The following is a 24,372-nucleotide window of genomic DNA, read 5'->3' as shown; positions in this document are numbered from 1 at the left end:
TCAATGAAATTATATTTTTATTAATCATCAGAGCCTGGCTGTGCCAATTAATTAACCGCAGTATGACGTTTTCTCGCCTCGCCAATCCTTACCAAACGGCTCATCTCTTCGGTCACAGGATGCCAGCGCCTGTTCAACAGCCTCGCAACGCGCGCCATTGCCATATTCCAGCAAAATATTCCCGGTTTTAGCATTTGTGATCGCCGCCGGTCTTCACTGAGAATGACAACAGAACGTTACGAGGATGATAAAAGCTCTGGAGCCCGCCGCTTATCTGGCTTTCTTTCAGCGCTGACAACAGGTCACGATCGCTTTTCCCTCTGGGGGAACATTTTAAATATCAGGAGAAAGGTTCCGGTGAAATTGATAAAAAGAATGACCCTTTTCACACTCGTGCTCAACGCATCCGTCAGCTTTGCGGCAGAACCCTCAGTGCCTGCTGACAGCAGCATACATGTTAAAGCCGATCCGGCGCTGAAAACGCTGATTCCTGCGGATATCCTCAAGCGTGGCTACATTGTGGCAGGAACAAACCCGAATACGCCGCCAACTACCTTTTATAAAGAAGATAATAAGACGCTGGCCGGTCGCGAAATCGACATCATGAATGCGGTGGGTGAACGTCTGGGTATCGCGGTAGAGTGGCGCGACACGGGCGGCTTCGACAACATCATTCCCGGTCTGAAAACCGGACGTTACGATGTGGCGCTGTCGAACATAAATGCCACACCGACCCGCCTGAAACAGATCGACTTTGTCGGCTACTACAACGCCAGCCTGCTGGGAATTATTTCCCGAAAAGACGCCAGTATCGCCCCGTTTAAATCACTCAGTGACGTCTGCGGCAAAGAAGTCGGCGCCGGTTCCGGTACCACCCAGGTTACGCGGCTGGAAGAAGCCAGTAAAGACTGTGAGGCCGCAGGTAAACAGCCCATCAAGGTAGCGATATTCCCGGATCGTCCGGCTGGCGTGCAGGCGGTGGTCAGCGGTCGCGTACCGCTGTTCCTGGGTCCCTATGAGGGGCTGCTGTGGCAGGTTAAGGTAATCAAACCGCTGACAATGAGCGGCGAAATCACCGTTAACGATGCACCGGTCTCTGTCGCTTTCCCAAAAGCCTCTCCACTTGAACCTGCCGTGCAGGCCGCGCTGAACTCATTAATCAAAGATGGCAGCTACCGGAAAATCCTCGATAACTGGGGAATCGGATTTGGTGCTGTGACCGAAGCCCGACGCAACGAAGAGATTTTTAAATGAGTGAGATTCAGAACCACACTGACGATCTGAAAATCGTCAGTAAACGCTACTACGGACGCTGGCTGAGTGCGCTGGTGGTGCTGTTGTGCGTGGTGGCGATGGCACATTCGATGATTAACAATCCGCGCTTTGAGTGGGGGATCATCGCAGAAAACTTCACTGCGCCCTCCATTCTGCAGGGGGTGTTAATGACGCTGCAGCTCACCGCCATTTCAGTGGTGCTGGGCTTTGCCTTCGGCACGGTGCTGGCGCTGATGCGTCTCTCATCAAATCCGGTTCTGGTTGCGGTGAGCTGGGCCTACACCTGGTTTTTCCGTGGCGTGCCGATGCTGGTGCAGCTGTTTCTCTGGTACAACATCGCGGCGCTCTATCCCAGAATAGCGCTGTCAATTCCCGGTTTAGGTGAGATCTGGAGTGCACAGTCCAACGCGCTGGTCAGCCCGTTTAGTGCGGCAGTGATCGCGCTGGTCATGCATCAGTCCGCCTATGCCGCAGAAATTGTGCGCGCGGGTATCCAGAGCGTGGGTAATGGGCAGATTGAAGCGGCACGCGCGCTTGGATATCGCCCGGCTCAGATTTTCCGTCATACCGTTTTACCGCAGGCGATGCGCGCCATTATGCCGCCAGCGGGTAACGAGATCATTGGCCAGTTGAAAACCACGGCAGTGGTGTCAGTGATTTCTCTGCAGGATGTGCTGTTTTCGGCGCAGATTATCTATCAGCGCACCTATGAAGTGATCCCGCTGCTGCTGGTCGCCACCCTGTGGTATCTGCTGATGACCTCAGTGCTGTCGGTGGGCCAGTATTACGTGGAGCGTTATTTTGGCCGCGGTGTCACGCGACGTGAAAAGCGCAGCCTCTGGCCGTCGTTGCCGCGCTTTTCGCTGCCGAAAACCCAAAGGAGTGTGAGCAATGGCTGAAGCAATTGCACTGCGCAGGGTCACTAAGCGCTTCTCTGGCGTAACCATCCTCGACGACGTTAACCTGGATATACCTGCCGGGTCGGTCACGGTGATTCTGGGGCCATCCGGCTCCGGTAAATCCACGCTGCTGCGCTGCATTAATCACCTTGAGAAGCTGGATGGTGGCACCATCCGTATCGGCGGCCAGATGGTGGGATACCGACAAAAAGGCCAGGCGCTGCACGAACTCAACAGCAGTGCCATTGCACGCCAGCGGGCGGAAATCGGCATGGTGTTTCAGCAATTTAACCTGTTCCCGCACCGTACCGTGCTGCAGAACATCACGGATGCGCCGATGCGGGTGAAAAAGCAGAGTCGCCATCAGGCGACCAGCAAAGCACTGGCGCTGCTGAAACAGGTGGGGCTGTCTGGTCGCGAAGATGAGTGGCCGCAAAACCTTTCCGGTGGTCAGCAGCAGCGCGTTGCGATTGCCCGCGCACTGGCGATGGATCCTGGCGTTATGTTGTTTGATGAACCGACCTCGGCGCTTGACCCGGAACTGGTGGGTGAAGTGCTGCAGGTCATTAAACAGCTGGCGCATTCCGGTATCACCATGGTGGTTGTCACCCATGAAATCGGATTTGCCCGCGAGGTCGCCGATAACATCGTCTTTATGGAGAGCGGCAAAATTGTAGCGGCTGGCCCGACGCAGCAGGTACTCGACGATCCGGACAACGGACGCGTCAGAAACTTTATCGCAACGGTGCTCTGAGCACCGTTTCTTTTGTGATAACCAGGAAGCAGGATGACGCAAAAACCGGTAATGCACAGCGCCCACTGGGGCGCTTTTCACGCTGAGCGCAGCGGCGATCAACTGCTTATTGAGCCGTTCGGGGGCGATCCCGACCCCAGTCCGCTGTTGCAAAACTTCCGTCATGCACTTAATCACCCGGCACGCGTCGCACGGCCGATGATACGGCGTGGCTGGCTGGAAAACGGGCCTGGCCCGGATCGGCGTCGCGGGGCAGATGAATATGTCGCGGTTAGCTGGGAGGAAGCCAGTCATCGGGTTGCACAGGAGCTTAAGCGGGTCGGTGAAGCTTACGGCCCGGCGGGGATTTTTGGCGGATCTTACGGCTGGTCAAGCGCAGGCCGTTTCCATCACGCCCAAAGTCAGGTGCACCGTTTCCTGAACACCACGCTGGGCGGCTATGTTCGCTCAGTTAACAGCTATAGCTCCGGCGCGGCATCGGTTTTGCTGCCGCATATTGTGGGCGACATGAATGAAGTCGCCCGGCGTGGCGTGAGCTGGGAAGAGATTGCCGGTCACAGCGAGGTGGTGCTGGCGTTTGGCGGGCTGGCGCTGAAAAATGCCCAGGTGGCCAGCGGCGGCCTGAGTGAGCATACCGAGCGCGGTTTTATGCAGCGTGCGGCACAGCGCGGCACCCGTTTTATCTCGGTAAGCCCACTGAAAAGCGATTTGCCAGAGGAAGCACAGGGTGAGTGGCTGGCGCTGCGACCCGGAACGGATGCGGCGTTTATACTCGGCCTGCTGGCGGTATTAATCACCGAAGGGTTAACCGATGAGGCATTTCTGGCGCGCTACTGTGTCGGCTGGCCTCAGATGGTGGCCTACATCCGGGGTGAAGAGGATGGCGTGGTGCGTGACGCGCCGTGGGCGGCCGCGATCTGTGGCGTCAGCAGCGACCTGATCAGGCAGTTCGCCCGACAGCTGCACGGCAAGCGCGTACTGGTTACGGTCGCCCATGCCTTACAACGCGCCGAGCATGGCGAACAACCGGTGTGGCTTGGCCTGGTGCTGGCGGCGGCACTCGGACAGCCCGGGCTGCCCGGCGGCGGCTATACCTATGCACTGGGTGCGCTGGGCCATTATGGCAAACATCACAATCTGGTCAGTTTTCCGTCCCTGCCGCAGGGTAAAAATGGTATCGACCGCTTTATTCCGGTAGCCCGTATTGCCGATATGCTGCTCAATCCTGGCACCAGGTTTGACTACAATGGCCGTCAGCTTACTTATCCTCATATCCGGCTGGCTTACTGGGCGGGCGGCAATCCGTTTCACCACCATCAGGATCTGGCCCGGCTGCGTCAGGCGTTTTGCCAGCTGGATACGTTCATCGTGCATGAGAGCGTCTGGACCGCCAGTGCGCGTCATGCTGATATCGTCCTGCCCGCCACCATGACCCTGGAGCGAGAGGATATCGGCGGTGCGCCGACCGATCGCCATTTAATCGCCATGCAGCCAGTGGCACAGCCTTACGCCGAAGCCAGGGACGATTACACGATTTTCCGTGATCTGGCCCGGCAACTTGGCCGGGAGGAAGCGTTTAGCGAAGGGCGCGATGCGCGAGGCTGGTTGCAGCATCTTTACCATCAGCTACAGGAAAAACTGGCGGCGCATCAGGTGCAGACACCGGATTTCAATCAGTTCTGGCAGCAGGGCATCCTGGCGTTGCCGCAGGTGAAGGATGGTGGACGGATGATCAATGCGTTTCGCGCAGACCCTGATGCTGCACCGCTGCCCACAGCAGGCGGCAAAATTGAGATCTTCTCCGCCACTATCGCCAGCTTTGGTTATGACAACTGTCCCGGCCATCCGGTATGGCGTGAACCACAGCAAAAACCCAGCGCCGACTACCCATTCTGGCTGATTGCCAATCAGCCCGCGACGCGCCTGCACAGTCAGCTCGATTTTGGTGATTTCAGTCAGAGTGGCAAGCGTGGCGGGCGTGAAGTCTGCAGCCTCAACAGCGAGGATGCGGCAGCCCGGGCTATCGCGGATGGCGACATCATTGAGCTTTGTAACGATCGGGGCCATGTGCTCGCCAGCGCACGTCTCACCGACACGGTTATGCCTGGCGTGGTACAGCTGCCAACCGGTGCCTGGTACGATCCGGTCGACGCCACTGCCGCCCGTCCGCTTTGTCGTCACGGTAATCCCAATGTGCTGACGCTGGATATCGGGACGTCATCTCTGGCGCAGGGATGTAGCGGGCAGATTACGGTGGTGCAGGTGCGTAAATTTGCCGGGGAAGTCACGCCGGTGCAGGCCTTTATTCCCCCGTTATGAGTCGGTTACAGGGCGCTCAGCACTGCGCGCCCCAGCGCCTGCAAATCTGCCGTTGAACGCAGCTCACTGGCTGCCAGCAGACCGGGCGACGACGCCTTCAGCGCCAGCAGCAGTTTCCTGTTTACATCCACACTCTCTGCCAGTGACTGCTGGCGCGTGCGGCGCTGATGCAGCTTTGTGCTATCACTCAGCGTCAGCGTGACGTCATGGAAGCGCAGGGCGGGATTGATCGCATCGGGCGGCGCGCTGTTATCGGGAGTACGACGGACGCGGGCGGCCAGCGGCATAATCTGATGATTGAGATCGCCTTCGGCGAAATCCTGCAAACGCAGATCGCCGTAGATCAGCATCGCAGCAATCACATATTCCAGGCTGAAACGCGCTTCAATGCCGTGCGTCGGAACGGATATGGAAGCGGCGATGTCACCGCCTGGCGGGAAGGCGACGGTGATATCGACAATCTGGCTCAGCAGCGCATCAAGAGGTTTGCCGGCTGCCAGCCACTGCTGGCGCAGCATTTGTGCCGCTTCCGCTGCGCTGTGGGTACCCGCGCAGGTTGGGAAAGGTTTGAACTCCAGTCCGGGCGCGCTAATCCGCCAGGGGCGGCCCCAGTTTTCCAGCAATTTCTCCGGCTGCGCCTGACCCGAACTGCTGGCTGCCAGAAAAGCCTCAATCACACCCGCCTGACGGCCATCTATTCCGGCCAGTGTCAGCAGAGCCGCTGACACCGCACGTTCTGCGGCAAAACCAGCGTGCAGTGGTTTCACCGCCGAACCAAACTGTGCGCGTAGCCCGCTGGCCTGGGTGGCAGCGATCCCCAGCAGGGTCGCGGTTGCATCACTCTCCAGCGCCAGCAAACGCGCCAGTGCCGCCGCCGCTGCCAGGGTGCCCAGCGTTGCCGTGTTGTGATAGCCCAGCGCGTAATGTTGCTGGCTGACAGCCAGTCCCAGACGACCAGCCATTTCCACACCTGTGACGTAAGCATCCAGAAAACGGTTCAGGCGCTTTGGCTGATATTGCTGCCAGGCGAGCAGGGCGGGCAGGATCACTACGCTGGGGTGACCGCGAAAATCGGCATGAAAATCATCGTAGTCCAGCGCATGTCCGGCATAGCCCAGCAGCAGCGCCTGCGAGCGCACGCTGCCGTCGCGGTAGATTGTGCGCAGTGCCGGTAAGCCGCTATCCGGCACCTCGCCCTGTAACACCGGCCAGCTCACCGCCAGGAAGTCCCGCACACCTTCACGCGCGTGCTGGTGCGCTGACTCATCCGGCTGACCATAAAGGATATGTTCAGCCAGCATTACGCTCAGGTTCATTGCGGTCGCTCCGGAAAACGGTGTAGTTCGTGGCGAAACGCGATCGGCTGTTCGCCCAGTGATGCGGGATTATCGCTGCTCATAGCGGGTTTCCTTCTGCTGCTGTCTGGCGGCTCAGCCAGGCATCATGTGCCGCCGGGTCCAGTACTTTTTTCATATAGAGGGTGATGTGACCTTTACCGAGATCGCGGGTATGCATCGGCTGGAAGCCACGTTTCAGATACATCTCTTTCAGCCAGGGGTGATGGGTGGCGGTGCCCAGCGAGACCGCAGGGGCATGCAACTGATCGATCAGGATTTCCTGCTCTAACCGATCCTGAACCTGGCGACCAAAATGGTGGCCGGGATAGTCGGGATGCGCGCCAAACCAGCCGATATGCGGCAGCCCAAACGGGCCGGGCAGCGGCCCCCAGGGATAGCGAACGGTCACTGATGAAACCATCTGGTCACGCATGTAGAGCGCATACACGCCATGATTCTGCAGATGGCGTAATGCTGTAGCGCGGTCAGCCGTGGCGGCATCAAATTTAATGCCCAGTGCTTTAACGGGTGCATAGGCGGCATGCATCAGCGCCAGATAAACATCTACCTCATCTTCTCTGACCTGACGAAAATCGAGTTGCATAATATTTCCCGGAAAACTGCCAGGCAGGCAGTTAATTCATTCAGCCAGAATGAGAGATTAACAGTAAAAGCCGGGTCGCTATGTGTGAAAAATAACTAACCTAATGCGGATTTGTGAATATGAAATGGCCGGTTTTTGATTGCTTAAATTATTATTTGTCGTAGTATTCAGAAAAGAAATTAAATTCCATGAAACGCTATTAACTCACTGTAATAAAAGTCTTTTTCTATTTTATATAATCAGGATGCTGCTGTGTTAGCCATTACATCTCCGCGAGCCTATGCGCATGAGGCGGGCCTGCGCATCCGCGCCGGTCAGTTTATTAAACCCTATGCCACCCATATTCGTATTTTTACCTCTCCTCAGGCGTGGCAGGCGGTTAATCCGGAATTAAGCCAGAGTCTTGAAGAGAATGGCATCCGCTGGCAGCTCGACTATTTAGAGGGCGAATGTACAGAACAGGCCATCGCCAGCTTAAAACACCATACCGAACAGCAGGGCGCAGAACTGCTGCTGGCGATTGGGGGCGGACGCGTGCTGGATGCGGCTAAAGCCGCTGCCAGCCAGTTGCCGGCGGTCACACTGGTTAACTTTGCGACCCAGGCGGCAACCTGCGCGGCCTGGTCACCGATTGCCATCATCTATAACGAGCAAGGCGGCCATCTGCACAGCCAGCCGCTGGGGAAAATGCCGGAGCTGGTGCTGGTGGACAGTGAAGTGATCGCCCGGAGCGATGTGCGCTACCTGAAAGCGGGTATTGTGGATGCGCTGGCCAAATATTATGAATTCCGGCCTTATCACCAGCACAACCCTGATGATCTGGCTTTGGATCTTAAGGTGATGACCGCGCGGCAGGCGCTGGACACTTTTCGGCAGCAGGGAGACGCCGCGATCCTGGCCTGCCAGCAGCAGCGGGTCACGCCTGAACTGGTCAGAGTCATTGATGCCACTATCGTGCTCGCCGGGCTGGCGAACAGTGTGCGCGACCTGCTGCCGACGCCGGGCTTTGCGCACGCCATTCACAATCGACTGACGCACCTGCCGGAGCTGCATCACTGGCTGCACGGTGAGAAAGTCGGCTTCAGCCTGCTGGTGCAGTCGCTGATGGAACATGACGGTGTCGCGGATGCAGAACTCCTTGCGCTGCTGCGTCACTACGATATGCCGCTGAAGCTGCCGGTGTTACGCGGCGATCGCCATAGCGCGCTGCGCAACCTCGCGCAGCAGATTAAATTCCCCCAGGCCTGCGCAGAACGGCTGCCGTTTAGCGTCTCTGCCCGCGCGCTGGAGCAGGCGCTGCTGGCGACGGACACCCTTTTTTAAGCGCGCGCTGCGGCGCGCCTTTTCACCTTACAGACCAGGAATCGTTCATGAATCATTTCACTCCATCACGTCGCCTGCGGCTCGGCCTGTTTGTTCAACCGGTGGGTCAGCACGTGAGCGGCTGGCGTCTGACTGAACAGCTGGGCGATCCCACTGACATCGACTGGCTGATCACGCTGGCTAAAAAAGCCGAAGCGGGTAAGTTCGACCTGTTCTTTGTGGGTGATGCACTGGCAACCAGCATGTATCGTCTGCCGTCGACCATGGCACGCCTTGAACCGCTGACGATGCTGGCGGCGCTGGCGGTCAACACCAGACGTATTGGCCTGGCCGCAACCGCCTCTACCACCTTCAGCGATCCCTTTACGCTGGCGCGCAGTTTCTCGTCACTGGATCACATCAGCCGTGGCCGGGCCGCGTGGAACGTCGTGACCTCGTTTTCCACTGACGTTGCACGTAACTTCAGCCGCAGCGATATGCCCGACCACGCTTCCCGCTATGCCCGTGCGCGGGAGTTCCTTGAGGTGGCAGACAAATTGTGGCGGGGCTGGGAAGCGGGGGCAGTGCAGCCTGATAAAGCGACCGGGGACTATTTTGTTGATGAGAAGATCAAACCGATCAACCATCAGGGCGAGCATTTTCAGGTACAAGGCCCCCTGAACATCACGCGTTCGCCACAGGGACGTCCGGTGATTATCGAAGCAGGTTCTTCTGCTGATGGTCAGAAGCTGGCGGCTGAGACAGCGGAAGTGATCTTTACCGCCTCCGCCAGTCTGGAGGAAGCGCAAGCGTTCTATCGCACTCAAAAGGAGCAGGTCATTGCCGCCGGGCGTAACCCGGATCATGTCGTGATCATGCCCGGTGTCATGCCGATTATTGGCCGCACGCGTGAGGAGGCGAAGGCGCTGTGGAAAAAGCTGAATACGCTGGTGGATATTGAGAACGGGCTTCGTCAGCTCTCACTGCGGTTCAGTATGGATCTCAGCCAATATCCACTGGATGGCCCGGTACCGGAGGTTCCGCTGGGCGAAGGTAATCAGAGCCGCGTTAAGCTGATGACCGATATGGCAAAGCGCGAGAATCTGACGCTGCGTGAGCTGGCCGCCGTCGCCGCCGGTTCACGTGGACACCGCGTGATTGTCGGTACCGCTGAAGATATCGCCGACGACTTCCAGCAGTGGCTGGAGCAGGGCGGCGCGGACGGCTTTAACATCATGCCAGCCATTATGCCGGAACAGCTGGATCTGTTTGTGGAGCTGGTGATCCCGGAACTGCGCCGTCGCGGACTGTTTCGCGATGAGTATGAGTTTGCCACGCTGCGGGAGAATCTGGGGCTTAAAGTGATAACCGAAGAGAGTTAACAGCCACGGTCATCACGGGAAATATTACCGCAATACTGCATGCAGTTTGCTGGAAAAGGATATGCGGTTAACTCAGCAGGGAGGCTGGAGCCTGTATTGTGCCGCACTATTTTCCAAAAGCGTTCTGCAAACCCATTCATACCCGATATAGTGCAAATCTATCCTCTGGGATGTGAGATCGCTGAATGTCAGAATACAGGTTCTATACCAAAGGCAAATACACTGTTGCACTTGAAAGATCGGACGTAACACGAGCTTTCGATCTGACAGAGCAGGGTTATAAAAAACAGTTCGAGGAAGTTCGTGCCTCAGATGAAAAACAGGCACTCGCACGCTTCGCGGATATCCGCAGGGACAAACGCATCGACCAGCACAACTTTCTGGCGGGCGCGGCCACGATGCCCCTGATTGGCGTATTAACAGCGATTGCTTTCTCTCTCTTCTGGCGAAAAAAAACGGGAAAATAACCCTGTGTTGATTCACTTTGCAGGGGTTTAGCTTAGCCTGATATCAGAATAACCAGGGAGCAGGACGCCGTTCCCTTTTCACCTAAAAGGACTTATCCATGAAAAAGATCATTCCCATTTTCTGCTGTGCCCTGTTAGCCGGTTGTGCGCCTCTCACTCCACACGAATGTATTAAAAAAAGCGCACTCGAAACCTGCAACTATAAACGTTCAGGAAAAGTCGGGGACAACGATATCTATGGTCAGCAGGCCTCTGGCATAAAAAAAGCGCTGGATGCTGCACTATCAGAGCCGCACGCCTGGAAGGGGAAACGCTGTAATGCCCATCTGGATTTCAAAATTGATGGCACCCTGGATAATTTTATTATCAAAGGGGGCGATAAAGATTATTGCAACGCGCTCAAAGTGGCGGCAAAACGCGCCAGATTTCCGGCTTTCACCGACCAGCATGTTTTCGATGTGATGGGATCAGCGCGCTGGAATATGGAAGGACAGCCCTGACACGCATCATGCCTGTTAAATCAGCACACTAAACAGCCCGCAATCGCGGGCTGTCTGGCCTCTCAGCTCACCATTATCAGAACTGATAAGACACGCTGACATTCACGTTACGTGGCTCACCGTAAACGTAGCTGTTCATATAGCTGTAATATTCACGGTCAAAGAGATTATCGACGTTGGCCTGTACGGCAACCTGCTTATTCACCTGATAGCGGGCAAACAACGAGGCCAGCGGGTAGCTGCCCTGATATACCCGTACGCTGTCGCCGCTGGCATTGGTCACATCTTTAAACACCCGGTTCTGCCAGTTAATTCCGCCACCAACGGTGAGCTCGGGGATCGCGGCTAACTGATAACGGGTGAAAAGCTTGAATGAGGTTTGCGGCTGATAGCTGTTGAACCGGCCACTTTTATCGCGTGCCACATAGCGGGTTGCGCCAAAGGTCAGCTGCAGATTATCGGTCAGCGCGCCATTCAGCTCGAACTCGGCACCTTTACTCACTGCACCTTTGGCGGCGTCATAGGCCTGCTCATTGCCGCTCAGATAAACGCCATCAATCGCCTGTCCAACGTTATCCTGCTCGATGCGGAAAATCGCCACGCTGGCGGTCAGCAGGCCATCGTTCCAGGCGGATTTCAGACCGGTCTCGTAACTTTTACCTGTCACCGGTGAGAGGTAACTGCCGTGAGTATCGCGATAAGTCTGCGGCAGGAAAATGGCGGTGTAGCTGCCATAGGCGGACCAGGTGTCATTAATGTCATACACCAGCCCTGCATAAGGCGTGGTGTTATTTTTGGTCATCTCTCCGCTGCTGCCATGGGTGCTCCACTGGGTATAGCGAGCGCCAATAATCAGCGACAGCGGATCGGCCAGCGACAGCCGTGCAGCGCTATAGACCGATTTCTGACGAATAGTGTCATCATCGTTGAGATACCAGCCCTGCCATTCAGGCTCCGCAACGTTACCGCTCCAGCTATTATTGAAAATCCCCATATCGGCGGCAGTGATTTCACCCGCCTCCGCATCGCTGAATCCATCCTGACTGTAGGCGGCATTATGCTGGCGGCTGTAGCTTGCCCCGGCCATCAACAGGTGATGACGACCCAGCAGTTCAAACGGGCCGCTGGCAAAGCCATCGATTGAATCCATTTTACGCTTGCCGCGATCCATACTGCCATAACCGGTAGTGCCTTCACCGCTCTCCTGATCGGGATTGCCCATCACATAGAGCAGCTTATCGCTGAAGGTATTCTCAGCATGCGTGCCGTTGATATGAATATTCCAGCCGTTATCGAAGTTATGGTCGATATCCGCAAAGACTTTGCGCGAATTAGTGTTGTAACGCGCCCAGTTAGCTGATGAATTCAGGCTGCGGTCGTAATGTGTCGTGGCGTTATTACTGTAAAACATCGGCAGGCCACCCCAGGTTGGATTGCCGGTGTTGTCATCTTCATAGTCGTAGCCCAGTGACAGCGTCGTCTTGTCGGTAAGGTCTGCATCAATCACGCCGTAGATGAATTTTTTGGTTTTTTGATAGCGATCCAGCCAGCTCTCCTGATCGGTATAACCGGTCACCACGCGGCCGCGCAGGCTGCCATCGCTGTTAAGCGGGGCAGAAAGATCCGCCACGTAGCGCTGCTTGTTCCAGCTGCCATAACTGGCACTCAGCGTGCCGGTCGCGGTTTTGCTGTCAGCATGTTTACGTACCATATTGATCGAGGCCGAAGGGCTGCCCGCTCCGGTCATCAGGCCGGTCGCACCGCGCACGATTTCAATACGGTCATAGATTGCCGTGTCGGACGCCGCATCGCCGTAATTCCAGTTATCGTTAACCGAGGTCGGAATGCCATCGAAAGTGAAGTTGCTGACTTTGAAGCCGCGTGAATAGTACTCGGAGCGTTCACTTTCGATAAGATTGGTGGAGATACCGGTGGCGTTGGTCAGCACATCATTAACCGATTGCAGATCCTGATCCTGCATTCGCTGCTGCGTCACCACGCTGAGTGACTGAGGCACATCTCGCGGTGTCAGCATTAATTTGGTGCCCGCGCGGGTGGTCTGCACCGCGTAATTCTGCTTACCGCTGTCACTGGTTTCGTCAGGCGTGGCGCTGACCACCATATCCTGCGATGTCTCCTCCGCCGCCAGGGCGGGGTGGAAGAGGGCGTGTATCGCCAGTGTCAGTAATGAGACGCTAAAGCTGTTTCTGAAACCTGATTCCCTGCCACTACGAGCCATAAAATTTTCCATTAAAAATTGGTATTGAGTTAAACCGTTGTGTCTTTGGTTGTTATTTTTTATCCACTCATCTTCTGGAGAAAGACGCTCAGCCAGTTATGAGAACGCCAATGATAATCATTTGCTTTATATATTCTTCAAAGGATTCAATCGAAAGTGTAACTTTATGTTAATTATTTATAATTCAATGTGATAGGAAAATTTAAAGCCTTTTAGTTGCTGGTGTTTATCAGATTTGAAAGCAGAAAAAGGGCATTCAGGTGGAATTTCACGGGGCAGTTAAGCGGTTTAACGCGGGTAAAATGACCGGACAGGTCTGGATAGTAGCGTCGTCATTTGATTACTGGCTGTTAATGCGTATGATTCTCATTCTTTATTTCCTGACGGAGTTCAGCATGAAATCGTTAAGCCCGCGCAAAGCCGCTGTTGCCATGGCAGTTGCCGCTGCCTTTAGCCTGACAGCGTGTCAGGCACCAGCTAAAAAAGCCGATGCGCCTGCCGCTGAAGCCCCAAAACCGGTTAATACCGCAGTGACACAACGCGCTCTGGGTGATGGTCTGTACGAAATGGCTTACTCCCCTGCGTCAAAAGCGTTGTTTGTCGCCAGCGCGCAGGCGTTTAAGGATGTGAACGGCGGCATGATCTATCGTCTCGATCCGGCCACGCTGACGACCAAAGGCGAAACGCATACCGACATGAAAAACTTCGGTACCGCTATCGATGAAAACGGTCAGGTGTTCTACACCACCAACTCACTGGATGGCGCGATCTCCAAAGTGGACGCCCAGAGTGGCAAAGTGCTGCAGCGTCTGGTGTTCCCGGGCAAGATCAGTAAAGAAGGCTATCCGGCGGGTGCGCGTGAAGTCCTGTGGCACGGCAACGAGCTTTATGTCGGTCGCGTAGCCGAACCGGGCTATATCTCCGTCGTGGATACCCGAACGTTTAAGCTGAAAACCGAGATTAAAAACGCCGGGAAATGGGTCACCGGTATCATCTATTCCCCGCTGACTGAGCGCATTTATGCGGCTAACGGCTCGGGTGAAATTCTGGTGATCAATCCACGCAGCCATAAAATCGAGAAGCGCTGGACCGCAGGCGATGGCAAAGAGTATCTGTTCCTGAACATGGCGGAAGATCCTGCTACCGGTCGCCTGTTTGTTACTGACGACTCCAAAGGCAAAACCACGCTGATCTTTGATGAGCGCACCGGCAAAGTGATCAAGCGCATCGAAGGCGATGCGATGGGCATCAAGTTCAACGCTAAACGCAATGAGCTTTACATCAGCCAGCGCGAATCGAAGAAAGTGCTGCAACTGGATGCCACCACCTACGCGGTGAAAAACAGCTGGTCGTTTGACAAGAACCCAAACAGCCTGCTGATTGGCCCGGACAACAACACGCTCTATGTCACGCTTAAGGCGGAATTCAACAAAGATTCCTCCACCAAAGGCACTGACGAGATTGCCCGTATCGCGCTGCCGTAATCACGCGCTAAAAGCGTCACTCTGCACTGGCAGGGAAGCGATGCGAACAAAGTGAAAGCCCGCTCAGGGAAGCCTGAGCGGGCTTTCTTATTGATAACAACGCCTCACATCATCTCACCCCATAACCAATCCGGTACAGCTCGCAAAACGATGAAGGTTGTGTGGATTCATCACTGACCCGGCTGAACGCTTCTCTCACTTTGCACTAAAAGCACAGGCATCTGAAATCCCCCTGCATCACACTCGATTATCGCTTTACACCTATATAGTATTTGACCTATATTAATAAGGAGATCCCGTGTGGATGATTAAAACGACGGAGAGGTTTGATCGCTGGTTTACCTTGCTTAATGAGAGCGATCGCGCCTGCGTACTGGCAGCATTAATGGTGTTGCGCGAAAAGGGGCCGGGGTTGTCCAGGCCATACGCGGATACGCTAAAAGGCTCTGTTTATATCAACATGAAAGAGCTGCGTATTCAGAGTCGCGGCGATCCGATAAGGGCTTTCTTTGCTTTTGACCCAAACCGAACGGCGATTGTGCTTTGTGCCGGAAATAAGGTGGGCAATGAAAAGCGTTTTTATCAGGAGATGCTTCCGGTTGCCGATCGGGAATTCACACACTGGCTGAATAGTTTTAAAGATGAGGAGTAACCAGATGGGCAGAACGCTTGAACAGCTTATTGCGGATGAAAAACCGGAAGTCGTTGCCGACGCACAGGCGATGGCGACGGATATCCTGCTCAACATTCACCTTGCCGAGCTGCGCGAGAAAGTGCAGAAAACACAGGTCGAAATGGCAAAGGCGCTGGGCATTACACAGCCTACCGTGGCGGGTATGGAGAAGCCGGGCCGCGACCTGAAGCTCTCCACACTCAAGCGCTATATCGATGCGGCAGGGGGTAAGCTGCGGCTGGTGGTGGAACTGCCGGACGGCTCGCACTACGGGTTTGAGGTGTAAGCCATTCAGACGGGGATGTCATGCCGCCGTGACCGAAAACATAAAAGCAAAAAGCCCGCTCAGGTTTCCCTGAGCGGGCTTTTCTAATTCTGGCTCCTCTGACTGGACTCGAACCAGTGACATACGGATTAACAGTCCGCCGTTCTACCGACTGAACTACAGAGGAATCGCTTGAACGGGGCGAATATTAGCGGCGCAGATCCCGCTTGTCAAAGCCCTGTTTACTGAATTGCGTTCAGATGCTCGTAAAAGCAGCGGATTGGCGATTTTTACCCGATTCTGCTGGATTTTCAAACTGCCAACAGGATCTCACTTTGCGGGCATTTCTCCGCAGATGTTAGAGGCATGTCAAAGTTTTGTTGTTTGCCGATGTTAAAACAACCGTTTCAGTGCTTTTATGATAAAAATTTCAAAACGTGATTATATGGAATAAATAAACTGCTTATCATCACGGTCGTCATTATCGTCTGAAAGTGAAACGCTATTTTGAAGTTAACTGTTTGCAGATCAAGTGATTGTGAAAAGGAGTGGTCGATCACAAAAATAGTCAGAACCTGAAGTCTTACCTCAAATTTCCCGAAACAGACGCCAGACAGGCTGGGTGAATGTAAAAGATATTTTTCATTCGCGGTCACAGCCGCTGAGCAAGTTAACAAATAAGAAGGGTCCCTATGAACATTAAAAAAACGATTGTCGCCTCACTGTTAGCCTGCATGTTACCTGCCGCGGTTATGGCAAAAGATATCTCAGTTGGCGTCTCCATGGCGCTGTTTGATGACAACTTCCTCACCATTCTGCGTACCTCAATGCAGAAAGAGATGCAGAAAGATGGCGTTAAAGGGCAGGTTGAGGATGCAAAAGGCGACGTTTCACAGCAGCTGCAGCAGGTTCAGAACTTTATCGGTCAGGGTGTTGATGCGCTGATCGTCAACCCGGTCGATACCAATGCGGTGAAACCGATTATGGACCAGGCGAGCAAAGCGGGTATCCCGCTGATCTTTGTCAACCGCCGTCCACAGGCTGAGCTGACCGGCAAAATGGCCTACGTCGGGTCCGATTCGGAACTGGCCGGACGCTTACAGATGGAAGCTCTGGCTAAAGCGATGAACGGCAAAGGCAACGTTGCCATCCTGATGGGTGACCTGGCGAATGAAGCGACCCGTGACCGTACTAAAGGTGTGGAAGAGGTTGCGGCTAAATTCCCTGGCATCAAAATTGTTCAGAAACAGACCGCCAAATTTACCCGTAACGATGCGGTAGACGTAGTCAGTAACTGGATGACCGCCGGTGATGAGATCAATGCCATCGCTTCTAACAACGATGAAATGGCGATCGGTGCGCTGCAGGCACTGGGTAAAAACCCGGACAAAATCCTGATCGCTGGCGTCGATGGCACACCCGATGCGCTGCAAATGCTGAAGCAGGGCAAGATGGTCGCCACGGTATTCCAGGATGCGCAGGGCCAGGGTGAAGGTGCGGTGCAGACGGCAATCAAACTGGTGAATGGCGAGAAAGTTCAGAAAGTCATCAATATCCCCTACCAGTTGATTACTAAAGAAAACATGGAACAGTTTACCAAGCGTAACCTGAAATAGTCGTTCCCGACCCAGCTGTACGGAGGTGATGTATGAACGCTTTTGCGCTTGAAGCCGAAGGCATCAGCAAGTTCTTCCCCGGCGTTAAAGCCCTCGACAACGTCTCGTTGCGGGTGCGTCCGGGAACGGTACATGCCTTGATGGGCGAAAATGGCGCGGGCAAATCCACTTTAATGAAGTGCCTGATCGGGATGTATCGTCCCGATCAGGGCACCATCAAAATTAAAGGGGAGCCGGTGCAGTTTCAGGACACCATGGACGCGTTGCGTTCCGGCATTTCAATGATCCACCAGGAACTCAACCTGGTGCCTTACATGACCGTCGCCGAGAATATCTGGCTGGGTCGCGAGCCGATGAGATTTGGCTTTGTCGATCACGCCCGGCTTAATCAGATGACGCAGGAATTGCTGAACCGCCTGAATATCCGCCTGAAAGCCGATCGGATGGTGGGTGAGCTGAGCATCGCGTCACAGCAGATGGTTGAGATTGCCAAAGCAGTGTCATGGGATTCAGACATCGTGATCATGGATGAGCCCACCTCCGCGCTGACAGAAACCGAAGTAGCGCATCTGTTTACCATCATTCGTGACCTGCGGGAGCAGGGCAAAGCGATCATCTACATCAGCCATAAGATGGATGAAATTTTCACCATCACCGACGAAGTCAGTATCTTCCGTGACGGCAACTGGATCGCCAGCGATCAGACGTCGAAATATACCCGTCAGTCGCTGATTACCCAGATGGTGGGACGCGAACTGACCCAGCTGTTCCCGAAATTCAACAGCGCAATTGGTGAAGAGGTGCTGACGGTGCGCAATCTCACCTGCAAAGATCGTTTCACCGACGTCAGTTTCAGTGTGCGCCGGGGGGAGATCCTCGGCGTCGCCGGACTGGTGGGTGCGGGTCGCAGCGAGGTGATGGAGAGCCTGTTCGGCATGGAGAGCTTCGACAGCGGCGAGATCCTGATTGATGGCGTGCCGGTGACAATCGACTCACCCTCAACCGCGATTGAAAAGGGCATGGCGTTCCTCACCGAAGACCGTAAAAAGTCCGGCCTGTTTCTGGTGCTATCGGTAATGGAGAACATGAGCATCGTTAACATGCCGGAGTACAGCGGCAAAAGCGGGTTTGTCAGCCATGTGAAGATGGCGCAGGACTGCATGGATCAAATCCGTCGTCTCAACATTAAAACGCCAACCATGGATCAAATCATCAATAACCTCAGCGGCGGTAATCAGCAGAAAGTCCTGATTGCCCGCTGGCTGCTGGCGCAACCGAAGATTCTGATTCTGGACGAACCGACGCGCGGCATTGACGTCGGCGCGAAAGCGGAGATTTACCGCTTAATCAGTGAACTTGCCAACCGTGGCGTGGCTATCATCATGGTCTCCTCTGAACTGCCGGAAATTCTTGGCATGAGCGACCGGGTGATGGTTATGCACGGCGGGCGTATAACCGGCATCCTCGATAAAGAAGAAGCCGATCAGGAAACCATTCTGTCGTTGGCATCCGAGTGAGGCGCGAGACCACTATGAGCAATATGAAAGCTACTGCCACCCCGGCAGCCCCGCAGCAACCCTCTTTTTTTGCCAGCCTGCGTCATAAATTGCCGAAAGATACCGGCATTTTCGTGGTGATGGTGGGGATTGCGTTAATTTTTGAAATGTTCGGCTGGTACGTGCGTGACCAGTCTTTCCTGCTCAACACCAACCGTCTGATCCTGATTGTATTGCAGGTGGCGATTATCGGGATTATCGCCGTCGGCGTGACTCAGGTCATCATCACCACCGGTATCGATCTCTCCTCCGGATCCATTATTGCCCTGGCGGCGGTGGTGGCCGCGAGCCTGGCGCAGACCTCTGACAGCCTGTCGCCAATGTATCCGTCGCTGGTGAATATGCCTGCGGTGATCCCTATTGCGGCCGGTATCGGCGTCGGTTTGCTGGCGGGCGTGGTCAATGGTGTACTGATTACCCGCACCGGCATTCCGCCCTTTATTGCCACGCTGGGCATGATGGTGTCGGCACGTGGTCTGGCGCAGTATTACACCCAGGGCAATCCGATCAGCTTCCTTTCCGATGGCTTCACCTCAATCGGACAGGGTGCCATGCCGGTAGTCATTTTCCTGGTGGTGGCGCTGCTGTTCCATATCGCCCTGAAGCATACCCGCTACGGTAAATATGTTTACGCCATCGGCGGCAACATGACCTCGGCGAAAGTCTCCGGTATCAACGTTAATAAGTATCTGATTATCGTCTACACCATTGCAGGCGCGCTCTCTGGCCTGGCAGGTGTAGTACTGGCGGCGCGCGTCAGCAGCGGTCAGTCGAGCATGGGGATGTCGTACGAGCTGGATGCGATTGCCGCAGCCGTTATCGGTGGCAGCAGCCTGATGGGTGGCGTGGGCCGTATCACCGGTACATTGATTGGCGCAGTGATCCTTGGCCTGATTAAAAGCGGATTCACCTTCGTTGGTGTCGATGCGTACATTCAGGACATCATCAAAGGGATGATTATTGTGGCTGCCGTCTCTATCGACATGCACCGTAACCGCAAAAAACGTTAATTAGCAGGCGTTGCCTTCTTCCGGATGCGGGAGAGGGCAACGGCTGCTTTTTATCATCCGGCATTCGCCAGCGATAAGAAATCCCGCTGATAGCGGTTACATTCACTCCCTGTTTTTCACGCCTCCTTTCAGGCCCTGCCAGCCTTCATCAGGTGCAATGCGTTTCCACTGCACTCAAACTGTACAGCCTGTCATCACTTTTCTGCACGTCTGACTCGCAGCGTCTGCACTGTCACAGTGCGCCTGACGGTTTTACTCTCTCTTCTCAGCCATTCCTGATGCTTATTAACCCATAAGAGGTAATCAGAAACGCTTATTTTCCGGGCCGTTAGGAAAAATCTGGCTGCCTGATGGCCTGAGTTTTTTAAACCTGGCCTGCATCTTGCAAAATCTCTGTTATCAGGGCGATGGGATCAGACCCATTTCGCTATTCGGGGTGAGTGACGGAGGCAAGATGAATTTAAGACGACTGAAGTACTTTGTGAAAATCGTCGATATCGGCAGTCTGACGCAGGCAGCAGAAGTGTTGCACATCGCCCAGCCTGCACTCAGTCAGCAGGTCGCGACGCTGGAAAATGAACTTGATCAGCAGTTGCTGATTCGTACCAAGCGCGGCGTTACGCCAACTGAGGCGGGTAAGATTCTCTATGGTCATGCGCGCACCATTCTGCGCCAGTGTGAGCAGGCCCAGACTGCGGTAATTAACGCTGGTCAGGTACTGAGTGGACAGGTATCGATTGGGCTGGCCCCAGGCACGGCGGCTTCATCGCTGACCATGCCGCTGTTGCAGACCGTGCGCGATCAATTTCCGGAAGTGCTGGTTTATCTGCACGAAAATAGCGGCAGCGTGCTGAATGAGAAAGTGATGAACGGTCAGCTGGATATGGCGGTGCTGTACGATCGCGCGCCCACTGCCGGGATCACCAGCATGCCGCTGATGAAAGAGGATCTCTTTCTGGTAGGCGCCACCGATTACCCGGGTGCCAGCGTCGATCTGGCCGATGTGGCGCAGATGAGTCTGTTCTTACCGCGTGATTACAGCGCAGTACGCAAGCGGGTCGATGAGGCCTTTTCGCTGCGTCGTCTGAGTGCACGCATCATCGGTGAGATCGAATCGATTTCAACCCTGACCGCAGCCATTTCCAGCGGCATGGGCGTGACCGTATTACCTGAGTCCGCCGCCCGTTCGCTGGTGGGATCCACCGATGCCTGGATGTCACGCATCAACAGCCCGTCATTGAGTCTGCCGCTGTCACTGAACGTCTCCGCCCGGTTGCCGCTATCGCCTTCAGCGCAGGCAGTGAAAAACATCCTGCTGTCGCTGCTGAATAAGCCGCTGAGTGAGGAGCGGGAGTTGATGTTAGTGAGTTAAGAGGGCGCTTGTAGCGGGCTGGCAACCAGCCGGTTTCGCTTTGCAGCGGGTTTCGCTTTGCAGCGGGCTGCACTGAGCGGGTTTCGCCCGCCAGGCGTATGGGAGTTTCAGGTCACTTAGCCGCGCGTTAGCACTGAGCGGTTTACGCCCGCCAGGCGATGGAGGCTGTGAGCCTTTAGCAGCGGGTATGCACTGAGGAAGTTTCGCCCGCCAGGCGTTCGGGAGTTTCAGGTTGCCTGAGCAGGCGGACGCGTCAAGGGGCGGACGCCCGCCCCTTAACAATCCCGGCGTCCGGCTGCCTCCGCGCCCCGCTGTGCGGGGTGCCTTCGTCACGCCCTGCGGCCGACGGACCGTCCGGACTCGCCATCCCTGGCTCGTACCGTCCTTTCGCCGACGTCCTGTCGGCTCATCCTTGCCTCCGGTTGTTCCTCAGCGCTGCGGACGCCTCTGGTAAACCTTCGTCTGTAATTTCTGTATTTATTTGCTGCACAGAGCTGTTTACTGGCTGGACAGGAAGAGGTTCTATCTTTCCATTTCGACACAATGTGAACTTCATAGCACGAATGATAAATCCATGTTGGCGTGAAGAATTGCTGATGCGACTTTTAAATTATTCTGAATAGCTTTTGGGCACGTTTTTTTTCTCTGATACCGGGTTATTCCGCGATCTCTATATCTGAAACAATAAAACTTCAATCAGGTTGATTTCACGCTGTATGAAAATTGATCTGATGTTTGCCGGAAGATAGTTTAATCAGGCTGTGAAAGCAGTGGGCCTGTCAGCAGAAAACAGGCTGGCTTTCTCTTTTTAAAATGGAGTTTAAAACGATGGCTATTCCAGCTTATCTCTGGCTTAAAGATGACGGTAACAACATTATTGTCGGATCAGTCGACGTGGCAGGTCGTGAAGGCGCTATTGAAGTCCTCGGCCTGAATCACGGCGTCATGCTCTCCACAGACAACGTGACGGGTAAAACAACCGCTGTCCGCGAACACGCTTCTTACAGTTTTGATAAAGAGATCGATAAGTCCAGTCCCTGCCTTTACAGGGCTGTGACCTCAGGTCAAAAGCTTTGCTCAGCGGAAATAAGATTTTACCGGATAAATGACGCGGGGCAGGAGGTGGAATATTTCAATACTTTGATGGAAGGCGTAACCGTTATTTGTGTGGGCCCGATGATGTATGACGTTAAATCCCGCTATGGTGAGGCGCGGGATCATCTGGAAACTGTAGAGCTGATTTACGAAAAAATTACCTGGCGATATGCAGACGGAAATATCGTCCACTCGGACAGCTGGAATGATCGAGTGACAGCATAAAGGAATATAACGATGACATGGACATATGAGCAAAGCACGGGTCACTTATACCACAACAGTGAATTTATTGAGGCTGGCTACTCAGGTAGTCTGACTAACAAAAATAATCCCGATCGCCAGCATGTAAGAGGGATGGGGCCCCTTCCTCAGGGAACGTACAGAATTGCAGGGCACTCCACATCAAAAGGACCCCTGACCATTATTCTGGTGCAGACTTCCGGAGAGTCTTTTGGCCGTTCGGCATTTCGCATTCATGGCGAAAGGGTCAATAAGCCAGCGGGCTTCGCCTCAGAAGGCTGCATCATTATGTCACTTGCAACCCGGCGACGCGTGCTGCGGGAAGGCGGGACGCTGGAGGTGGTCCGATGAAATATCTGATATTGATTGGCCTTCTGCCCTTCGCGGTCTGGGCTGGAGCGAATACATCCGACTGGGAAAATTCGCTGAAGGGCATCGCGTCAGGAGAGCAAGCCTGGCTTGCAAAAGTGCCCCAACTGGCAGCTACGGCTGATGTTCAGCAGGCAACCCGGATGGAGGATGCCCTTGCCTCGGCGTTAGCGAAGAATACCCCGGGCGTGCTGGAGACGCTCCGGGTTATTGACGCCAGATCCTGGCCCCATATGGCAGGTACAGACATTGTCTGCAGCGTTCCGGCTGAGCAACCTACAGCCTTTATAGAGGATTTTTATCAACAAACCCGTCTGGCGCTACTGGCAACTGACCAGGGTGCGACCTGTCTGTGGATCCTGGAAGCAAGCTATGAAGAGATGAAAGCAGAGAGCGCCAGAATGCGTAATCTATCGCCTTCTGTAAAATAGCCTCTCCCCCAGGCCGGGTTTCAGTCAAACTCTGAAGTCCGGCCGCCCATCTCAAACCTCTCTGCACCCCAAAACCCACCCCGTTATTCCCTAAAGTCATAAATCCGAATTTTTTAGTATTTCCGGTTATCAATAATAGTTCTTACCATCAGATAATCAGATTATGTAAAGGGAGGTAAATACCGTGAATTTCCAGCAGCTTAAAATCATCCGCGAGGCGGCCCGCTGTGAGTTTAACTTAACGGAAGTCGCTAATACGCTGTTTACCTCCCAGTCGGGAGTAAGTCGGCATATTCGTGACCTGGAAGATGAACTCGGGGTTGAGATCTTTATCCGTCGCGGCAAGCGCCTGCTGGGGATGACCGAGCCGGGCAAAGCGCTGCTGACCATCGCTGAGCGTATCCTGGATGAAGCGGGCAAAGTGCGACGTCTGGCCGATGTCTTTACCAATGAAACCAGCGGCATCCTGACCATAGCCACTACCCATACTCAGGCGCGCTACAGCCTGCCGAAAGTGATCAAAGCGTTTCGTCAGCTCTATCCCAACGTCCGGCTTGAACTTAATCAGGGGTCGCCGCAGGAAATTGTCACCATGCTGCTGGCGGGTGAGGCGGACATTGGCATCGCCAGTGAATTACTGGTCAACAATAGCAGCCTGGCGGCGTTCCCCTGGTTCAGCTGGCATCACGCCTTACTGGTGCCGAAAGGGCATGAACTGGTGCAGAACCAGCCGGTTTCACTGAGCACGCTCAGCCGCTATCCATTGATTACCTACCGGCAGGGTATCACCGGACGTTCGCGGGTGGACCGTGCGTTCCAGACGGCCGGTTTAAAACCAGATATCGTGCTCAGCGCTCAGGACTCCGATGTGGTGAAAACCTACGTCAAACTCGGTTTAGGCGTGGGGATACTGGCCGATCAGGCGTGTGAAACTGAAGAGAGTGAAGAGCTGGTGCGCCTCGATGCCACGCATCTGTTCGATGCCAGCACCGTATGGCTCGGCCTCAAACGCGGCCAGCTGCAACGCAACTACGTCTGGCAGTTCCTGGAACTCTGCAACGCCAACCTGTCGCTGGAAGAGATCAAGCGTCAGGCGCTCTCCTACAGCAATGACGACGAACCGGTTATCGACTTCCAGATTTAAGCACACGGCGCATCCACCCGGATGCGCGCCTGTTTC

22 protein-coding genes and 1 tRNA gene are annotated in these 24,372 nt (G+C 54.7%); 19 read left to right on the top strand and 4 right to left on the bottom strand.

All coding sequences use genetic code 11. The features are described 5' to 3' along the window. Window positions 1–375 precede the first annotated feature (375 nt). Genes ACMGGP_RS10990 through ACMGGP_RS10975 form a run of 4 tightly spaced genes read left to right on the top strand, consistent with a single transcriptional unit; the run spans window position 376 to window position 5,247 of the window. Window positions 376–1,254, top strand: coding sequence for an ABC transporter substrate-binding protein (locus ACMGGP_RS10990; protein ID WP_154210390.1), 879 nt, complete (start codon window positions 376–378; stop codon window positions 1,252–1,254). Further along, a complete protein-coding gene (locus ACMGGP_RS10985; protein ID WP_010247951.1) occupies window positions 1,251–2,174 on the top strand; it encodes an amino acid ABC transporter permease in 924 nt (307 codons plus the stop codon). The genes ACMGGP_RS10990 and ACMGGP_RS10985 overlap by 4 nt, the downstream gene beginning before the upstream one ends. Beyond that, window positions 2,167–2,928, top strand: coding sequence for an amino acid ABC transporter ATP-binding protein (locus tag ACMGGP_RS10980; protein WP_010670928.1), 762 nt, complete (start codon window positions 2,167–2,169; stop codon window positions 2,926–2,928). The genes ACMGGP_RS10985 and ACMGGP_RS10980 overlap by 8 nt, the downstream gene beginning before the upstream one ends. A gap of 33 nt (window positions 2,929–2,961) precedes the next feature. Next, the gene (locus ACMGGP_RS10975; RefSeq protein ID WP_498798433.1) at window positions 2,962–5,247 is read left to right on the top strand and encodes a molybdopterin-dependent oxidoreductase; all 2,286 of its coding nucleotides are present in this window, start codon (window positions 2,962–2,964) and stop codon (window positions 5,245–5,247) included. 5 nt (window positions 5,248–5,252) lie between these two features. Here ACMGGP_RS10975 and ACMGGP_RS10970 read toward each other — a convergent pair whose 3' ends face one another. Beyond that, a complete protein-coding gene (locus tag ACMGGP_RS10970; RefSeq protein ID WP_498798432.1) occupies window positions 5,253–6,563 on the bottom strand; it encodes an MmgE/PrpD family protein in 1,311 nt (436 codons plus the stop codon). A gap of 79 nt (window positions 6,564–6,642) precedes the next feature. Continuing rightward, window positions 6,643–7,188, bottom strand: coding sequence for a GNAT family N-acetyltransferase (locus ACMGGP_RS10965; RefSeq protein ID WP_033758314.1), 546 nt, complete (start codon window positions 7,186–7,188; stop codon window positions 6,643–6,645). A 252-nt stretch (window positions 7,189–7,440) separates the two neighbouring features. On the opposite strand from ACMGGP_RS10965, the gene ACMGGP_RS10960 reads away from it, so the two are divergent. From ACMGGP_RS10960 to ACMGGP_RS10945, 4 genes are all read left to right on the top strand, one after another. Continuing rightward, window positions 7,441–8,511, top strand: coding sequence for an iron-containing alcohol dehydrogenase family protein (locus ACMGGP_RS10960; RefSeq protein WP_498798431.1), 1,071 nt, complete (start codon window positions 7,441–7,443; stop codon window positions 8,509–8,511). A gap of 47 nt (window positions 8,512–8,558) precedes the next feature. Then, the gene (locus ACMGGP_RS10955) at window positions 8,559–9,872 is read left to right on the top strand and encodes an LLM class flavin-dependent oxidoreductase (RefSeq protein ID WP_129062995.1); all 1,314 of its coding nucleotides are present in this window, start codon (window positions 8,559–8,561) and stop codon (window positions 9,870–9,872) included. Between the two features lie 185 nt (window positions 9,873–10,057). Continuing rightward, a complete protein-coding gene (locus ACMGGP_RS10950; RefSeq protein WP_010247933.1) occupies window positions 10,058–10,339 on the top strand; it encodes a hypothetical protein in 282 nt (93 codons plus the stop codon). Between the two features lie 98 nt (window positions 10,340–10,437). Then, the gene (locus ACMGGP_RS10945; protein WP_010670921.1) at window positions 10,438–10,839 is read left to right on the top strand and encodes a cell envelope integrity TolA C-terminal domain-containing protein; all 402 of its coding nucleotides are present in this window, start codon (window positions 10,438–10,440) and stop codon (window positions 10,837–10,839) included. 76 nt (window positions 10,840–10,915) lie between these two features. Here ACMGGP_RS10945 and fhuE read toward each other — a convergent pair whose 3' ends face one another. Next, a complete protein-coding gene (gene fhuE / locus ACMGGP_RS10940) occupies window positions 10,916–13,078 on the bottom strand; it encodes a ferric-rhodotorulic acid/ferric-coprogen receptor FhuE (RefSeq protein WP_498798430.1) in 2,163 nt (720 codons plus the stop codon). A 395-nt stretch (window positions 13,079–13,473) separates the two neighbouring features. Between fhuE and ACMGGP_RS10935 the strand changes: the two genes are divergently transcribed. The 3 genes from ACMGGP_RS10935 (at window position 13,474) to proR (ending at window position 15,521) form a co-directional block, all read left to right on the top strand. Then, a complete protein-coding gene (locus tag ACMGGP_RS10935) occupies window positions 13,474–14,562 on the top strand; it encodes a YncE family protein (RefSeq protein WP_029519393.1) in 1,089 nt (362 codons plus the stop codon). Between the two features lie 304 nt (window positions 14,563–14,866). Next, window positions 14,867–15,214 (top strand): type II toxin-antitoxin system RelE/ParE family toxin, encoded by a 348-nt coding sequence (locus ACMGGP_RS10930; protein ID WP_022624969.1) that lies wholly within the window; start codon window positions 14,867–14,869, stop codon window positions 15,212–15,214. Between the two features lie 4 nt (window positions 15,215–15,218). Next, entirely contained in the window at window positions 15,219–15,521 is a 303-nt protein-coding gene (gene proR / locus ACMGGP_RS10925) for a transcriptional regulator ProR (protein WP_010247918.1), read from the top strand. 90 nt (window positions 15,522–15,611) lie between these two features. Here proR and ACMGGP_RS10920 read toward each other — a convergent pair. Next, window positions 15,612–15,687: transfer RNA gene (locus ACMGGP_RS10920), tRNA-Asn, on the bottom strand. A gap of 505 nt (window positions 15,688–16,192) precedes the next feature. On the opposite strand from ACMGGP_RS10920, the gene ACMGGP_RS10915 reads away from it, so the two are divergent. The 8 genes from ACMGGP_RS10915 (at window position 16,193) to cbl (ending at window position 24,336) form a co-directional block, all read left to right on the top strand. After that, entirely contained in the window at window positions 16,193–17,116 is a 924-nt protein-coding gene (locus ACMGGP_RS10915) for a sugar ABC transporter substrate-binding protein (RefSeq protein WP_010247907.1), read from the top strand. A 32-nt stretch (window positions 17,117–17,148) separates the two neighbouring features. Continuing rightward, entirely contained in the window at window positions 17,149–18,633 is a 1,485-nt protein-coding gene (locus tag ACMGGP_RS10910) for a sugar ABC transporter ATP-binding protein (protein ID WP_033758305.1), read from the top strand. A gap of 14 nt (window positions 18,634–18,647) precedes the next feature. Beyond that, window positions 18,648–19,682 (top strand): ABC transporter permease, encoded by a 1,035-nt coding sequence (locus ACMGGP_RS10905; RefSeq protein WP_010247902.1) that lies wholly within the window; start codon window positions 18,648–18,650, stop codon window positions 19,680–19,682. A 454-nt stretch (window positions 19,683–20,136) separates the two neighbouring features. After that, a complete protein-coding gene (nac, locus tag ACMGGP_RS10900; protein ID WP_010247899.1) occupies window positions 20,137–21,054 on the top strand; it encodes a nitrogen assimilation transcriptional regulator NAC in 918 nt (305 codons plus the stop codon). A gap of 828 nt (window positions 21,055–21,882) precedes the next feature. Further along, a complete protein-coding gene (gene tssD / locus ACMGGP_RS10895; protein WP_010670916.1) occupies window positions 21,883–22,374 on the top strand; it encodes a type VI secretion system tube protein TssD in 492 nt (163 codons plus the stop codon). Between the two features lie 12 nt (window positions 22,375–22,386). Continuing rightward, window positions 22,387–22,743 carry a tlde1 domain-containing protein gene (locus tag ACMGGP_RS10890; protein WP_010247892.1) on the top strand — a complete coding sequence of 119 codons (357 nt, stop codon included), beginning with the start codon at window positions 22,387–22,389 and terminating at the stop codon, window positions 22,741–22,743. Further along, a complete protein-coding gene (locus ACMGGP_RS10885; protein WP_010670915.1) occupies window positions 22,740–23,192 on the top strand; it encodes a hypothetical protein in 453 nt (150 codons plus the stop codon). The genes ACMGGP_RS10890 and ACMGGP_RS10885 overlap by 4 nt, the downstream gene beginning before the upstream one ends. Before the next feature lie 184 nt (window positions 23,193–23,376). After that, entirely contained in the window at window positions 23,377–24,336 is a 960-nt protein-coding gene (gene cbl, locus ACMGGP_RS10880; RefSeq protein ID WP_010247887.1) for an HTH-type transcriptional regulator Cbl, read from the top strand. Window positions 24,337–24,372 lie beyond the last annotated feature (36 nt).

This window comes from Curtobacterium sp. BNK-1 (genome assembly GCF_048685235.1).
GTDB lineage: Bacteria > Pseudomonadota > Gammaproteobacteria > Enterobacterales > Enterobacteriaceae > Pantoea > Pantoea agglomerans.
The sequence above is the reverse complement of the archived record's forward strand: the minus strand, read 5'-3'. Positions and strand labels throughout refer to the sequence as shown.